Below are 14,033 nucleotides of genomic sequence, written 5' to 3' on the forward strand. Positions count from 1 at the left end.
CAGCCAATTAACTGCTTCATATAAACTCTGACTTTTGGGAGTCACATCAGTTTATTGTCTCACTTCGTTTTTACCTTGAATTGGGACACTTCTAATGTTCCTCCGTCACCTCAACATTTTTTCGCTCAAAGTTATCGAGCAATGCACGCACTTCATCTGTGGACTCTGTGCTCATCAACTGATTTCTTAACTCACCCGCCCCTCTAATCCCACGGACATATATCTTAAAAAAGCGACGAAGAGGCTTGAACGCACGGGCCTCTAATGCTGAGTATTTATCAAAGAGATCCAGATGCAACCTTAAGAGATCAAGTAATTCCTTACTACTATGATCTTTCGGCTCCTTTTCAAAGGCAAATGGATTTTTAAAAATGCCACGCCCAATCATAACCCCATCCACACCGTATTTATGAGCGAGTGTTAGGCCTGTTTGACGGTCAGGGATATCCCCATTGATCGTCAAAAGTGTATCTGGTGCCACCTTGTCACGTAGTTTCTTTATCTCTGGGATCAATTCCCAATGAGCATCTACCTTGCTCATTTCCTTTTTTGTACGCAGATGAATGGAAAGATTAGCAATATCTTGTTTCAATATGTGCGTTAGCCAGTCGTGCCATTCGTCTACATTCGTGTAACCAAGTCTTGTCTTCACACTTACGGGTAATCCTCCCGCTTTCGCTGCTTCTATTAGCTCTGCTGCTACTTCCGGACGGCGAATAAGGCCGCATCCTTTCCCTTTTCCTGCCACATTAGGGACTGGACAGCCCATATTGATATCGACACCACTAAATCCTTGTTCCGCCATACCAATACTCATTTGCCGAAAATATTCAGGATGATCCCCCCATATATGGGCTACAATTGGTTGTTCATCCTCTGTAAAAGTCAAACGCCCACGCACACTTTCTTTCCCCTCTGGGTGACAATAACTTACAGAGTTTGTAAACTCCGTAAAAAACACATCAGGTCTGCCAGCTTCACTCACCACATGACGAAAAACAACATCAGTCACATCTTCCATTGGTGCCAGTACAAAAAATGGACGTGGCAAATCACGCCAGAAATTATCTATCATATTTAAATTCAATCCTCTCATACGTATACCAGGTTAAACGCTTATCTCAAAATTAAAAAGCAGGAAATGTCTCTACTTCCTTTACATTTATACCATGCTTAAGCACTTTTTATCAAACTGATCGGAAATGGTTATTTAACAAAGTATTGTTTATTTTAATTTTACACTCGCTGGACAACCAAAATAACACCAGCTAGTCCAACCTCTCCAAGTCGTATTCCTCCGTTTCCATTATAATAAAGTTTTACTAAGTAACCTCCATTTTGAAGGATTTTGGTTCAAATATTTCCGTTTTTCTAAATTGGAATACAGTTTTGCAATAATGAAGGGAAGAGAAAATCGAGAAAGGATATGCAGGACAAGGGATTCCATGAATAAGACCCCGAATTCGCAAATGTTTGTTTTTACGAAAACAGGGTCTGACGAGCAAATGTTTATATTAGTTTCACATCTTTACGAACTAACTGTGACACACATTCAACGTGTGTGGAGTGCTGATGATAGATAAAAGGTGATTCAGTCGTGTTCACCTTGAACTTTTTCTCTCGACACTAATCGTTAAGGTATTGTGTAAAGGCACTCCCACCTTAGAAACTTCTAAACCGTGCTCATTAAGTAGGTCAACTTTTTCTTTTATCAATTCTGCACTAAATTTGCAATCTCAAATTTAACATAAAACTCTTCATTAGTTTTGTTATTCAACTCTAACAACTAATTAGCTATAAAAACTAGTAAATACCTATTCCTAATTATGAATCAGTCTGATCTTTACTTTGCGATAGCCTTCTTCTCTATATCGGTTTAGACTATTCCATAATAGCGCCCGATTGTTGAATAAAAGCTACAGACTATTCCTCACTCTATAAATAGTGAGAATAGATTATCTAAAGTTGGATCATATCTGCAATTTGGTAACCAAGGTTTGTAATTTCAAATATCTCTCTTTTATTTCCTCTTTCAGTAATTAATCCCTCCTTGATTAGTTCTTCTAATGCTTCTTCCCATTTTGCAACCTCCCTTCTATCTTGAGAAGGTATCATATTCTTACCATTTGTTTGTAAATATGTACCTCCCTTATGTCTTATACACAAAATATTCCCCTGATCATCAAGACTTGCTTCTTTAAGAAGCACCCTTGAAGCTTCTGATAAATCTGGTAACGAGGTTTTGGATTCCACTTCTTCAATTTCATATGTACTAACACCATTAAATAGAGGATGTTCGTTGAGTTTTAATTGTAAATGGTGATAAAACTTTTGCTTGAAGTCTGAATGACTATCGTATTCCTCATATAAACCTCTACTTTGACATGACTGTTTGAATTGTTTTAGTTTTGTAACTTGATCTAAGTCAACTGTATCCATCGCAACTGGTTGACTCGAAAAATACAGCATAGCTGGTTTCTCAGACTTTATGTGCTTTTCAATTTCCTCAACTGTACCACTTGAATATTTATTTGTTGGTGTTCCTAAACGCGTCCAAAACGCACCAATTAGAAGATCGCACTTCTCTACTACTTGATGATTAATTACTTCTTGTGGACTGTTTCCCATTTCTGGAGAGGAGTGGGTTTCCCAACCAACAGGAAGTAAAACAATATTGCGTGCATAAGAATTTCAAAAATTACATCACGTATAATTGTTCGTTCTGATGCTACGTCACCCGGCGAAGCTATCATCACGTTGAAAACCTTAGCATTATAACTCAATATAGTATCTCCCTTCTTACAATAAATGCCTGAATCATTTCTCATATACACATTTTAGCACAGACTTCCATATTTATCCTTATATCTTCTTTCTCCTTGGCAATGCGAACTTAAAACAGAGATATCTAACTATTTTCTTTCGGTTAGAACCACCATAATTACAAGAAGAATAACGAAAACGTGAAACAAAATACTATGATACTTTTTACGGATCAACCGTAAGAAAAGTTCCTTTATTCAACAATCTGGCCCGTTTGCGGAAGACCACTCTCATTGAAATCAATAGATTTGTACGATAGGTATATTTTTTTCGATTCCAAACCTATGGATTTTTAACTTTAATCATCCAGAAAGTATGAAGTAGTAAACAGTCTGTCACTCCTCTATAAACATATTTAAATTTGTTACAAGTTAATCAGTCCACACTTCAGGGCTAGTATATAACTCAACATGACGGTATAGTTCACTGGCTAATTTTCGTGTAATAAAATAACAATACAAAGCATCTTTTATACTAAATAAATGTTCATCCTTATATGAACTTACTTCATGTTTAGCAGCGTTAAACAATTTAGCTATTACTCCCAATTCTGATATAATTCTAGCATCTAGTATTTTAATCAATTTTTTATCATATAGGCTCTTCCCTAACGGTGTTCTATATTTCCTAGTACACCGTTTAATAATTGATTCCAGATGTAATCCACACATATGAATAATATCACGGGTAAACCAAGAAAGGCTGTTCTCCCTCAATTCTAAATTCATATAAATATATTGCAAAGGGCGCAATATATCTCTGTCTTCAACATGATATCTCCCTGTTCTTCCATTATTAATATTAAAAATACCAATCCCACCGATTTCCCTATCTAATGTTAAAAGATTGTCGAAGTGTGGATTTGAACTTAAAGAATCAATCCTTTGTAACTCACTATCATTAAAATAATTACTGGCTACTGAAATTAACTTATCTTCTAGCATATTTTCTCCATTTCCCTATCGTTTTTTAATATGTTTATATAATGCCATTAGCCCTGCTACTTACTATGTTTCAATCAAAAAAGTGTCATCAACAATAGGCAACGCCAAGGTTTTTTTAACTCTCAGATATCTATTGAAGATGACATTTTTATTTTTAATTATACCAATAACCATATTATAGATACTATCCAATAGATTTACAATTTAGCTTACTGATCTTCCTGTTTGTTTATAAAAAATAGCAAAACTTAAACTACTTTTGGTGCAAATTGAGCTACTTTTCCCGCAACTTCTTTGGCAACACCAGGATTTCTTGTTATAGCATATGTAACCCCTCCTGCAATGATTACACCGCAAAAAACAGCACCGATTGCTAAAATCCTTCCATTTTCTTTAACAAAATCTCCACTCATTTCAAAATTGAATTCACCAAACCCGATTCTCACACTGTCTTTCGTCTCCTTCTTTTCCATACTAATCATCTCCTTTTATCATATTTTTAAAAACATCATTCATTTGTGTTGATTCCAGTATTGCTTTTATAACTATACCTACAACTGGCATAAGAGATAGCGTAGAGAACAAGCCCAAAACAGCAACTGCTAAAGTTTTAGAAGGAATAACCTTACCACTTTCAATTGAAGTTATAGTTTGTCTTGTCACACCAACTCTTTTTGCAAGGTCTCCTTGTGTCCATTTCATTGTTTGACGAAGTAACTTTAGATTTTTTGTTATTATCTCAGCATCTTTTTCATTTAATTGTGGTGAACCCATGTTACTTCACCTCCTAATTACAATTATACATAACTTATACGCAAAATGCAATATGAGTTTACATTTTGAAATAATAAAAGTTAAAGTGATTACATTTTATTGGAAATATAATCTATAAACATAATTGTTAGTTATGAAGTCAGTTTCAAAATTTGCCAAACGGAAAAATGCGGGTTCACATCTTTCGAAAGAGCCAAATGAAACTATATACATAACTTTTTAATTAAATTAATAAGGATTTCCCAATTGCATATTATACCACTTCAACATAAATCCTCTTATGTTGTACTTACACAAAAAAGTCTAATATAGATATCTTATATGTTGATTTCATTTGACTGGTTACAGCTAATGACAGTTGTTAGCTATAAAAATTGCTAAATCCGTCTTCAATGTTTTGATATAAAATATAATTATAGAATTAAAAGGAGATGGGGTAAATGAATACGGAACAATTTAAGAAATATCTTTCAAAAAGATACGAGAATCAAAGAGTTATTGGTGATGCAGTTTCCAGATGCAAGAGAGTTGAAAAATTTGAAGGTGATTTAGACATTCATTTTGAAAAAAATCAGGGAGTTTCAATTCTTAACAAACTTACTTATAGTAAAAGAGATGCTGGATTATTTATAGAACCAAAACATTCCATAAGTATAGAAGGTAGCAAGGGGTATATTTCTAAATACGAAGGAACATTATCGCTTTATCGAGCTGTAAATTTATATTTTGAGTACAAAAGAGAAATAATTAAATTAATTGCCAATTCACATTGATTCAATATTAAGCGGACATGTGTCCGCTTAATATTGAATCTCTTTTTCTGATTGTATTTACTTTTTTATCTTTAACATCTCATTTACAACTCTTCTGAGTATAAACCCGTTAGAAGGAAATAAATTCCTATTTCAATTTTGATCTAAAAAAAGAGACCTATATTAGATCTGTTTGTTATAAAGTATTTAAAATTAGGAAAAACAAGATTTTCTTTATTATTATTTTTGTTAGACTTTACAGCCTAAGAAGTTTTTTATCAGCTCTTTATGTTGCTCATTGCTTGGCATCCAAAAGATGTTTTGAAGACCAATTTTTTCAAACCATAAACAGTTTTAATTACAAATTTCACTTCTTGTTTGTTATAAACTCTTCATTAGGATGTGCTAAAAATCCATTAGTTTCATATATTATTAGGGTTTTAATCAGCTTTGAAATACTTTTAAGCATTTGAATTATTGGAACTACTTAATAATTACTTTGTCCATATATTTTTATGTATCCTTTGTTTGGCACTTCTCTTAAATTATGATAAGGTGTTTTTTTCTTTTTATTTATTATTGGATACCCAATCTCTTTTAGGATTTCATCTATTCGTAATTCATATTTTGTGTACCTTTCGTTATTAAATGATGCATATCGAATCTTCTTTTTCAGTATTTGTAGTTCTTCATGTAAATTAACCGAATTGTTTATTTGGTCAATTAAATCCTTACACTTTTTAACCTCTTCCTCCGTTACCTTTGCAACCCTTTATTAAATCATGTTTTTTTACCTTATGTAACTTTCGAACCATCACAACTGATTTAGACTTTAAGCCTTGGGGTTGACCGATATACACTGTATCTATCTCATACTTCTCACGTATTTTGATATGCTCTCTTTCAGGTTTTCCTTTATTGAATTTTCCCATCTTTGCTTTGTTTTGAGTATTGGAAATGTCTTCAAAAGTTGCTTTTCTTAACTGTGCAAGTATTAAATACTTTTCCAACGAATTCAAACAAAGGGCTGGTACTAGCTTCTGATCAGAAGTCTTAATTAAGTAAATAGAACCTTTCATCGCCACACCTCAATTTTCCCAGAATCCATTATTCTCTTGTATTTGTACAAAATAAGCACTCCCTACATAAACATTTTCTAACAACGCCTTCTTAGTATTCCTCTTCGCCGAGTATAACAAAGGTCATATTACTCCATTATACAATAAAATATACAAAACTATGATTCCTTAACCCAGTAGAAGTCCCCCCTTATAATAAATATGGAATTTTTCACTCATACTTTTATCTTATCCTACACAATTTGGAACCAATAAACAAGTGCGAAAACGAGAGCTCCTTCTTTCGTTAAAGCACCCAATAGTTCTATAACAAAAATGAGTAAACAACTTATTTATTTTTAGCTTGAATCAATAATAGAATTAGAACGCAAGAATAGAGAAGAACTTAACTCCCTCCAAGTGGTAAAGTTTTAACAGAAAGAAGGGATGTTTATGGAAAATCGTTCTATTGGTTTATATGAAGGCATAGCATTGTATATTGCGGCAATACTGGGGTCGGGTGTTCTTTTTATATCATCGGTTACTGCCTCTATTGCAGGACCAGCATCCATATTGTCTTGGATAATTGTAATTCTTGCTAATCTTCCACTTGCCTACACATTTGCTTGTCTAGCACGTGAATATCCAGATGCCGGGGGTGCTGCAACTTTTGTCCGACGATCATTTGGATTCCATTCTGGAAATATTGTAGGTTGGTTTTACTTTGTCACTGCAGCAGTTGGACAAACAATTGTATCTTTAACAGGGGCATTTTACGTTAGTCAGGCGTTTGGTTTATCTGATTTTGTAAGAACTTGGATAGCGTTCATCATTTTATTGATTGCAGGAATATCCAATTATAATGGAGTTAAAACAAGTGGTAAGGTTGCATTAATCTTAAGTGGTTGTTTACTCTTATTACTTACAGTTGCAGTTTTAGTTTCAATACCAAGTATAGATATGGGGAATTTCACCCCATTTGCATCTAATGGATGGTACTCAATTGGAACAGCAATAACAGCAATATTTTGGGCCTTTTTTGGATGGGAAGCTATTTGTAACCTTGCTAACCACTTTAAAGACCCCGATAAAAACATTGTTAATAGTACGATCATTAGCGTAATAATCATAGGGATATTATTTTTAGCACTGAGTTTTGTAACAATAGGAACCGGGACATATGGAAATATGGAGAATGACCTTTCACCAATTGGTGCTATAATGGGAGAAACACTAGGGTTAGGTGCACAAATTGTGACCGCCATATTGGCATTTTTCATATGTATTGGAACTTCTAATGCATTTGTAGCAAGTCTGACGCAACTCGGATACTCTTTGAGCAGAGACGGTGCGTTTCCAAAACAATTATCACATTTACATCCAATTAAACAAATTCCAAGACGTATGGTTGTTTTTGTAATTGGTTTTGCAGGTGTAGGAGTTCTTATTACAGAGTCTTTTACAATGACATTTAATGATATTTTATTTATACCGACCTCGTTAGGAGTGTTTGTGTATATTTTTTCTATGGCTGCTGGTGTTAAACTTTTTAAAAATAAAACCTTACCCTGGTGGTCCTCTTTATTATCACTAATCTTTTGTATCCTTGTGCTACCTTTTTTTCAATTGTACATTTTTGTCCCGGTTATTGTTGTTGTTTTATATGTTAGCTATATGACAATTCAAAAATTGATTATGCCTTCAAATAAAAAAAGCAATCTAAGTTGGAAAAAATTCAAAGTTTAATATAATTAATTTAGTGGTTGTAGTATAGAAAAGCCTAGACTATACATTAGCTGGAAGATTCTTTAATGATTGGAGAGAGATTATTTCATGAAATCAAATACTCAATTTTCTTTCGAGTTAATGTGGAAAGCAATAGTTAAATGTGATAAGAGATATGATGGTAAGTTTTTTTATGCTGTAAAGACAACAGGTATTTTTTGTCGACCATCTTGTAAATCTAAAACCCCAAATTATGAGAATATATGTTTCTTTGAAAATGTTGTGGAGGCTATACAACAAGGATTTCGACCATGTAAAAGATGTCAACCTGAACTATCTGTTGACATATATGATCCTCAACAAGAAATAGTGGTGGAAGCAATAAATTATCTAGAACAGCACTTTCAAGAAAAGATCACGTTAGATATCCTTGCTGACAAAATTGGTATAAGTCAGTATTATTTAATCCGTATTTTCAAGGAGAAAATAGGTCTCACTCCACATAAATACCTTGAAATAATAAGAATTCATGAAGCACAGAATTTGTTATTGACTACAGTTCATAATAGTACAGAAATTTGCTTTCAAGTAGGATACAGAAATTTCTCAAGTTTTTACAGACAATTTAAAAAAATATGCGGTTGCTCACCATCCCAATTTAGAATTAAAAGTGGGAGGGAGATTTAGGACGTGAAGCAAACAAATCATAATTTTTTTTATTGGAGTATGGCCACATACAACCAAAGGGAAGTGTACCTCATTGCTACAACTAAGGGTCTTTGCTACGTAGGTACTCAGAATAACGAATTTAAAGAGGTTACTAATAATTTTAAATCGACATTCCCAGATTATCATTTAGAACAAAACAACGAAAAATTACAGCCTTTTCTAGCTGAGTTAATGGCATATTTTCAACAGCAAAGGACTTTTTTTACTTTTCCAGTTGATATACGAGGAACTGAGTTTCAATTAGCTGTATGGAATGAATTAAGAAAAATTCCGTATGGGCAAACCTATTCTTACTCACAAATTGCATCTAATCTTGGAAGCCCCAATTCTGTTCGTGCTGTTGCAAAAGCCATTAGTTCTAACCCGGTGTTAATCATAATTCCTTGTCACAGAGTTATAGGTAAGAACGGGGATCTAGTTGGATACCGTGGAGGAATAGATATGAAGAAACAGCTACTGGAGCTAGAAATAAGAAAGCAACCGTTACTTAAATAAGATGTTTTTAAGTGTATCTGAATTATCCTTATCTAATTCTCCATAACTTTTATTTTCATTATTGCTAACAATCGTTGCTGTACTTGCATTTTCATTAAACCAAATTTCATAATCAACTAATCTTTCAGGCATATTTTCATCAAAAGTATAGAACAAAGTCGCTTTTACATCTGCTTTTCTAGCCATATTAACAACTTTATCATCCCATTTGATATGTTCGAATGCCTCCTTTAATAACTTGATTGATTCGTTATCTGTTATCATTACAACATCTTCGTAATTTCCTTCTGTATTAACCTTTTTAACATCTACTCTTGTTAATTCCCCTTTTTCCTGTCCAGAACAAGCTGTTAACAGCAAAAATACATAAAGAAAAACAATTATTTTTTTCATAAATGCCCCCATAAAATAGACGTTTACTCTTAAATGACAGTTCCATCTTTTTTCACTAACCTGCTGAGTTAGCTCAATAAGTACAGATAGAAACTCACCAGTTAGCTTAAAATTAACATTCGCAAATCATTAAAATATTTCCATCAGGATCTTTGAAATTAAAATAATGATTATGTTCAATTTCTGTAATCAAATTAACGCCCTTATTTCTCATAAAATGAAATGCTTCTTCAATGTTTTTTGTATTTAAGTGGAATACTGGAGCTCTAAATATTCTATCCTCTGAATAAATCTTGCTATCTAACACAATCCCTGTACCTTCCATAGGTATAACGTAAAGATGACCAAACTGAATTTCCCCATCTGTTTTTAACCCTAAAATATCGCAGTACCAATCTCTCGCTTTCTCTATGTTGCTTACTGGGATAAATACTGTTCCGATTTGTTTTAAAATAGGATTATCCATAAAAACACCCCTTTAAATTTTTGAGATTATTAAATATTCCACATATTTAATATAATATCCTGCCCTTTAGTATAAAAGACCGTTATAATGACAACCTCATTGTTCTGTTAAAGCACCAGTTCGAACAAGTGGGGGGCCGAAAAAATTTTCTGCTAGTGTATTCATTTTGTCTGGCTTTTCCACAACAGTCCAATGACCGCAATTTTCAATTTCGATTAATTTTGCATGTGGTATGTACTTTATTAATAATTCTTTAATTTTTGCTGGTGTTATAATATCATGACTTCCCTGTGCGACTAGAATTGGTATTTCAGATAATTTATGGACTTCGCTTCCTAAGTCATAGTTATTTTTAATATCTTCTCCTATTAATTGATTGACAAAGCTATTTATACTGGACTTCTCTTTCCTTTTTAAAATATCGACTGAAAATACGTAGTATGGGTCTAAAATATTTAAAATATCTTCATAAGTTCCAGAACCTTTTTTCATTTTTTTATCTGCCTTAAAAAACTTTATTTTATCTTTTAGGGAGATTTTTTTCAATAGTTCTTTTTCAAAAGTTTTATATCCTTTTGCCGTAACTCCTATGGCAGCTGTTAGAAGAATTTTATTAACTCTTGCTGGGTAGGTAGTTGCATAAAGTAAGGCAAGCATAGAACCCCAAGACTCTCCGAAAAGGTTCATTTTTTCCAACTTCAATTCTTTGCGTAATAATTCTAATGTCTTTACTTCATCTATCATGGAGTATGTATTACTTTTAGCGTGTTCTGATTTACCGCAACCCCTTTGATCATATAAAACCAGTTTGAACTTTTGGGCTAATGGTAAAACGTGAGGAAGAAAAAATCGATGCTCACTTCCAGGACCACCATGAAGGAAGACGATAGCTTCTCCGTCACCTATAATATTGACATGCAGTTTTTGTCCTTCTATATTAACAAAATCTATTGGTTTTTTTAATTCATTATCCATGTTTACCTCCTAATATTCTTTCTTTTTCATTCTATATTGTTCTTTAGATTTTTCCTTATTCAACTAAACTACCCCGTTAGCATTCCTGTAGTGCCTTAATTTCGAGTTTGATAAAAATAGAGCCCCTCAGTAAGATGAGAGTATAGACACCACTCTAAAACTCAAAATCTAAGGAGGAAGCTCATCCTTCTCAATAAGTGGCGGAATTTGAGCAAGTATAGCAATATTGTCTATATCAACATTAATCTTCTCTATTAGTCTTTCAATGTCTTTTGTGTACCCTTGGTATTGCTTATCAATCATTAGATTAAGAGATTCGATAACTTTTTCATATGTTATCTCCAAGCATTAGTTTGTTACTTATTTTTTTTAGTGTTGCTATTCCAGTAAAAGTATAGACTACACCTACCATTATCGCTCTATCCTTGAAATCTATATGGAGAACGTGAAAATAGTATACTTCTGATTCCATTAGGATGATAAGGCATTAGAGCATTAGCGGTCTCTAAATCAACCCATTTTATTTCAGAGATTTCATTTTCATCTATAATAGCAATCTCCCCATCTATAACTTTTACTTTGAATGTGAAGAATATTGGGTGAACTCCCTTGTCTATAAAAAAGGCTTCATTTACAGCTACGATATGTTCAATTTCAATTGTTAAATTAGTTTCTTCTCTTACTTCACGAATTATCGCCTGTTCTAACGTTTCTCCCTTTTCTACAGCTCCACCAGGAAGAGTCCAAGCAGAACCCACATTTTTCACCATAAGAATTTTTTCTTTGGCTTGATTATAAATAAGTGCATAAACAACATCTTCTCTAACCATTACCTCACTCCCCCAATAACTTTTTATCATCTGATCATTATTTTAAAAACGTATCACTAAGCAGAGAATCAAATATGTACTATATACACTTTATAACTGTATCCAACAATATCATTCTTTTGGGATAACCAATAATGCCACACACGCCAAAAGGATCACACTAATTTCTCATTTGCTTCATCATGCCATCCAGATTCGTTAAACTCTAAAGGTTTAAAAACCTGTTCTCTAAGGATTTGAGCTATAGTTTTTCCTGTGGTTAGTTTTACAATTTGTGTTAATAGCTCAATCCCCATATCACGATATGCCCAGCTGTGTCCTGAAGCAAATTCTCGGATTATTTTTCCCTCTTCTGTGTTTAATCCATGGGTATGTGTTAGTAGGTGTCTAATCGTAGTATTTTTAAATAGTTCAGTGTACTTTACAGGTAGATATTTATTGACTTCATCATCAATAGACTCTATATAACCATGATGTATTGCGTATGCAACGGCAAAGCCAATATAACTTTTACGAACAGAGGCCACATGAAATTGTGTTTCTTCCTGAATAGGTATTGCATCAGGTGCTTTTGAGTGTTTTTCCCAATATTCCTCTATAACGATTTTATTGTTATGAATAACCATTACACTTGCACCCGAACCGTCTAAAACTTGGGATGTATCTTTTACATGCGATACTACAGGTTTGAACTGACGTTTAAATTTCTCTCTATAATCATAATTTCTCCTTACCTTCAGGTACTCTATTATCAATAAAGCTAACACTATTCTTCAATTATTTTTTAAAAATTTTTCTATTATTACTTGATTTGTATTACCATCCAACAACTGTTGGCAAATCATATACCTATTCAATTCCATCTATATATCGTATGGTAAACTTTTTATTCCATAAGAATTTGGAAATAAAGGTATTTTATTATGATAACTCTTTATATTGCTCCAAAACATTAATCAAAAACTTCATATCGTATCCAGTAACTTCATTTATATTAAATGCCCATTTTTCTATTGTATCTATCTTCTGTTCAACAAATAAACCATCACTTGTACTTAAAAAACTCTCCCAATTGCTAAATTCCCAATGTGCTATTTCATTTTTATAAGGAATTCTACATTCTAATAAAGGTTTTGGATTAATCAAATTCTGAGAATATTCAGCGGCCCGCAAGAAGTAGTCCATATCTATGGGGATAATATTATATACTTGTTTAGATACCTTACCATTTGATCTGTGATAAAAGATCTCTAAACCTTGTCCTTTTGGGATTGCTTGTACGTTTGCACCAGGGAAAAAACCACTAAGTTTTTCTTCTGTATAATTCTCACTATTTGTATCAACCAGGATTGGGTTTATCCATTGATCACCTAAATCGCACAAATAACGGTTTCCTGATTCATCCAAAGCTATTACCGCAACATGAGCATCTTCACTGTTTAAGTCATGACCGATTGGATATGCTGTAATTCTTTTTTTTTGTAATTCATCGAGCAACCAAATTGCAAGGTCATAACAGTTTCCAGTTATACCAAACTGACTTCGGTGTTCTTTCATTAAAGAAACATCCCTTTGCTTCTTACGACTATCTTGATTAAAAAACCATAGTTTAGTTAATCTTTCCATAGGAAATTCATCAAATTTCCTCCATACGTTAAGAATATTCTGAGGTGCATACATATATAAGACACCTACTTTCAAATTTCTTTTTATACATTCAAGTTTGGTGAAAGACCGATATCTATTGTTCGACCGTAATTTCCATCAAAAATCGACGTTTCTCTTTCAATTTATTCACTTGGACTAATCTCAGTTTCCCTGAAACACTAAAGAAAGAAGTCATAGAAGTCTTCAAGGTAGTTTTTTAAATATAAAATTTAAAATAGCTGACTTCCTTCGTTTATCAATTTGTTGCAACAATTGTTCATTACGTTCAAATAATGGACTGAAACTATCTAATACATCAACACTCATTGGTCTCCAAGATGGATTATTTCGTGGGCTACGTCTAATTCGAGCTTTCGTCAACTTTCTATCTCCCCTCTATGAAAATAATCTCTACATTACCT

At 33.1% G+C, this 14,033-nt stretch carries 18 protein-coding genes; 4 read left to right on the forward strand and 14 right to left on the reverse strand.

Annotated elements, in window-relative coordinates:
- Window positions 1-91: 91 nt before the first annotated feature.
- From QGM71_RS12120 to QGM71_RS12140, 5 genes are all read right to left on the reverse strand, one after another.
- Window positions 92-1,075, reverse strand: a complete 984-nt coding sequence (locus QGM71_RS12120; protein WP_327607817.1) for a tRNA dihydrouridine synthase — start codon at window positions 1,073-1,075, stop codon at window positions 92-94.
- A gap of 884 nt (window positions 1,076-1,959) precedes the next feature.
- The gene (locus tag QGM71_RS12125) at window positions 1,960-2,628 is read right to left on the reverse strand and encodes a DUF4062 domain-containing protein (protein ID WP_327607818.1); all 669 of its coding nucleotides are present in this window, start codon (window positions 2,626-2,628) and stop codon (window positions 1,960-1,962) included.
- 566 nt (window positions 2,629-3,194) lie between these two features.
- Window positions 3,195-3,767, reverse strand: coding sequence for a hypothetical protein (locus QGM71_RS12130; RefSeq protein WP_327607819.1), 573 nt, complete (start codon window positions 3,765-3,767; stop codon window positions 3,195-3,197).
- Between the two features lie 248 nt (window positions 3,768-4,015).
- A complete protein-coding gene (locus tag QGM71_RS12135) occupies window positions 4,016-4,240 on the reverse strand; it encodes a hypothetical protein (protein WP_327607820.1) in 225 nt (74 codons plus the stop codon).
- 1 nt (window position 4,241) lies between these two features.
- A complete protein-coding gene (locus QGM71_RS12140; protein ID WP_327607821.1) occupies window positions 4,242-4,541 on the reverse strand; it encodes a helix-turn-helix transcriptional regulator in 300 nt (99 codons plus the stop codon).
- Between the two features lie 440 nt (window positions 4,542-4,981).
- Here QGM71_RS12140 and QGM71_RS12145 point away from each other — a divergent pair, with 440 nt between their 5' ends.
- On the forward strand, window positions 4,982-5,314 hold the full coding sequence (locus QGM71_RS12145; RefSeq protein ID WP_327607822.1) for a hypothetical protein: 333 nt from the start codon (window positions 4,982-4,984) through the stop codon (window positions 5,312-5,314).
- Window positions 5,315-6,033: 719 nt separating this feature from the next.
- Here QGM71_RS12145 and QGM71_RS12150 read toward each other — a convergent pair.
- Complete coding sequence (locus QGM71_RS12150; RefSeq protein WP_327607823.1) at window positions 6,034-6,372, reverse strand: hypothetical protein; 339 nt, start codon at window positions 6,370-6,372, stop codon at window positions 6,034-6,036.
- Window positions 6,373-6,804: 432 nt separating this feature from the next.
- Between QGM71_RS12150 and QGM71_RS12155 the strand changes: the two genes are divergently transcribed.
- The 3 genes from QGM71_RS12155 (at window position 6,805) to QGM71_RS12165 (ending at window position 9,300) form a co-directional block, all read left to right on the forward strand.
- Window positions 6,805-8,097 (forward strand): APC family permease, encoded by a 1,293-nt coding sequence (locus QGM71_RS12155; protein WP_327607824.1) that lies wholly within the window; start codon window positions 6,805-6,807, stop codon window positions 8,095-8,097.
- 87 nt (window positions 8,098-8,184) lie between these two features.
- Window positions 8,185-8,763 (forward strand): bifunctional transcriptional activator/DNA repair enzyme AdaA, encoded by a 579-nt coding sequence (locus QGM71_RS12160; protein ID WP_327607825.1) that lies wholly within the window; start codon window positions 8,185-8,187, stop codon window positions 8,761-8,763.
- A 3-nt stretch (window positions 8,764-8,766) separates the two neighbouring features.
- Complete coding sequence (locus QGM71_RS12165) at window positions 8,767-9,300, forward strand: methylated-DNA--[protein]-cysteine S-methyltransferase (RefSeq protein ID WP_407703023.1); 534 nt, start codon at window positions 8,767-8,769, stop codon at window positions 9,298-9,300.
- On the opposite strand, the gene QGM71_RS12170 is transcribed toward QGM71_RS12165, so the two are convergent.
- From QGM71_RS12170 to QGM71_RS12205, 8 genes are all read right to left on the reverse strand, one after another.
- The gene (locus QGM71_RS12170; protein WP_327607826.1) at window positions 9,289-9,693 is read right to left on the reverse strand and encodes a hypothetical protein; all 405 of its coding nucleotides are present in this window, start codon (window positions 9,691-9,693) and stop codon (window positions 9,289-9,291) included. The genes QGM71_RS12165 and QGM71_RS12170 overlap by 12 nt on opposite strands.
- Window positions 9,694-9,805: 112 nt before the next feature.
- Window positions 9,806-10,159, reverse strand: coding sequence for a VOC family protein (locus QGM71_RS12175; protein ID WP_327607827.1), 354 nt, complete (start codon window positions 10,157-10,159; stop codon window positions 9,806-9,808).
- A 96-nt stretch (window positions 10,160-10,255) separates the two neighbouring features.
- A complete protein-coding gene (locus QGM71_RS12180) occupies window positions 10,256-11,134 on the reverse strand; it encodes an alpha/beta fold hydrolase (protein ID WP_327607828.1) in 879 nt (292 codons plus the stop codon).
- 168 nt (window positions 11,135-11,302) lie between these two features.
- Window positions 11,303-11,479, reverse strand: a complete 177-nt coding sequence (locus tag QGM71_RS12185) for a hypothetical protein (RefSeq protein WP_327607829.1) — start codon at window positions 11,477-11,479, stop codon at window positions 11,303-11,305.
- Between the two features lie 74 nt (window positions 11,480-11,553).
- Complete coding sequence (locus QGM71_RS12190; RefSeq protein WP_327607830.1) at window positions 11,554-11,964, reverse strand: NUDIX hydrolase; 411 nt, start codon at window positions 11,962-11,964, stop codon at window positions 11,554-11,556.
- A 155-nt stretch (window positions 11,965-12,119) separates the two neighbouring features.
- A complete protein-coding gene (locus QGM71_RS12195; RefSeq protein ID WP_327607831.1) occupies window positions 12,120-12,731 on the reverse strand; it encodes a serine hydrolase domain-containing protein in 612 nt (203 codons plus the stop codon).
- A 154-nt stretch (window positions 12,732-12,885) separates the two neighbouring features.
- On the reverse strand, window positions 12,886-13,644 hold the full coding sequence (locus QGM71_RS12200; protein WP_327607832.1) for a hypothetical protein: 759 nt from the start codon (window positions 13,642-13,644) through the stop codon (window positions 12,886-12,888).
- A gap of 171 nt (window positions 13,645-13,815) precedes the next feature.
- Window positions 13,816-13,992: a hypothetical protein gene (locus tag QGM71_RS12205; protein WP_327607833.1), complete on the reverse strand. Its 177-nt coding sequence runs from the start codon at window positions 13,990-13,992 to the stop codon at window positions 13,816-13,818.
- Between the last annotated feature and the right edge of the window lie 41 nt (window positions 13,993-14,033).

It is taken from the genome of Virgibacillus tibetensis, assembly GCF_036026595.1.
GTDB classification, from domain to species: domain Bacteria; phylum Bacillota; class Bacilli; order Bacillales; family Amphibacillaceae; genus Virgibacillus_P; species Virgibacillus_P tibetensis.

Coding starts and splice junctions, on each gene's coding strand:
- QGM71_RS12120 (WP_327607817.1), bottom strand. CDS start 1,075: ATGATAGATAATTTCTGGCGTGATTTGCCACGTCCATTTTTTGTACTG.
- QGM71_RS12125 (WP_327607818.1), bottom strand. CDS start 2,628: ATGGGAAACAGTCCACAAGAAGTAATTAATCATCAAGTAGTAGAGAAG.
- QGM71_RS12130 (WP_327607819.1), bottom strand. CDS start 3,767: ATGCTAGAAGATAAGTTAATTTCAGTAGCCAGTAATTATTTTAATGAT.
- QGM71_RS12135 (WP_327607820.1), bottom strand. CDS start 4,240: ATGGAAAAGAAGGAGACGAAAGACAGTGTGAGAATCGGGTTTGGTGAA.
- QGM71_RS12140 (WP_327607821.1), bottom strand. CDS start 4,541: ATGGGTTCACCACAATTAAATGAAAAAGATGCTGAGATAATAACAAAA.
- QGM71_RS12145 (WP_327607822.1), top strand. CDS start 4,982: ATGAATACGGAACAATTTAAGAAATATCTTTCAAAAAGATACGAGAAT.
- QGM71_RS12150 (WP_327607823.1), bottom strand. CDS start 6,372: ATGAAAGGTTCTATTTACTTAATTAAGACTTCTGATCAGAAGCTAGTA.
- QGM71_RS12155 (WP_327607824.1), top strand. CDS start 6,805: ATGGAAAATCGTTCTATTGGTTTATATGAAGGCATAGCATTGTATATT.
- QGM71_RS12160 (WP_327607825.1), top strand. CDS start 8,185: ATGAAATCAAATACTCAATTTTCTTTCGAGTTAATGTGGAAAGCAATA.
- QGM71_RS12170 (WP_327607826.1), bottom strand. CDS start 9,693: ATGAAAAAAATAATTGTTTTTCTTTATGTATTTTTGCTGTTAACAGCT.
- QGM71_RS12175 (WP_327607827.1), bottom strand. CDS start 10,159: ATGGATAATCCTATTTTAAAACAAATCGGAACAGTATTTATCCCAGTA.
- QGM71_RS12180 (WP_327607828.1), bottom strand. CDS start 11,134: ATGGATAATGAATTAAAAAAACCAATAGATTTTGTTAATATAGAAGGA.
- QGM71_RS12190 (WP_327607830.1), bottom strand. CDS start 11,964: ATGGTTAGAGAAGATGTTGTTTATGCACTTATTTATAATCAAGCCAAA.
- QGM71_RS12200 (WP_327607832.1), bottom strand. CDS start 13,644: ATGTATGCACCTCAGAATATTCTTAACGTATGGAGGAAATTTGATGAA.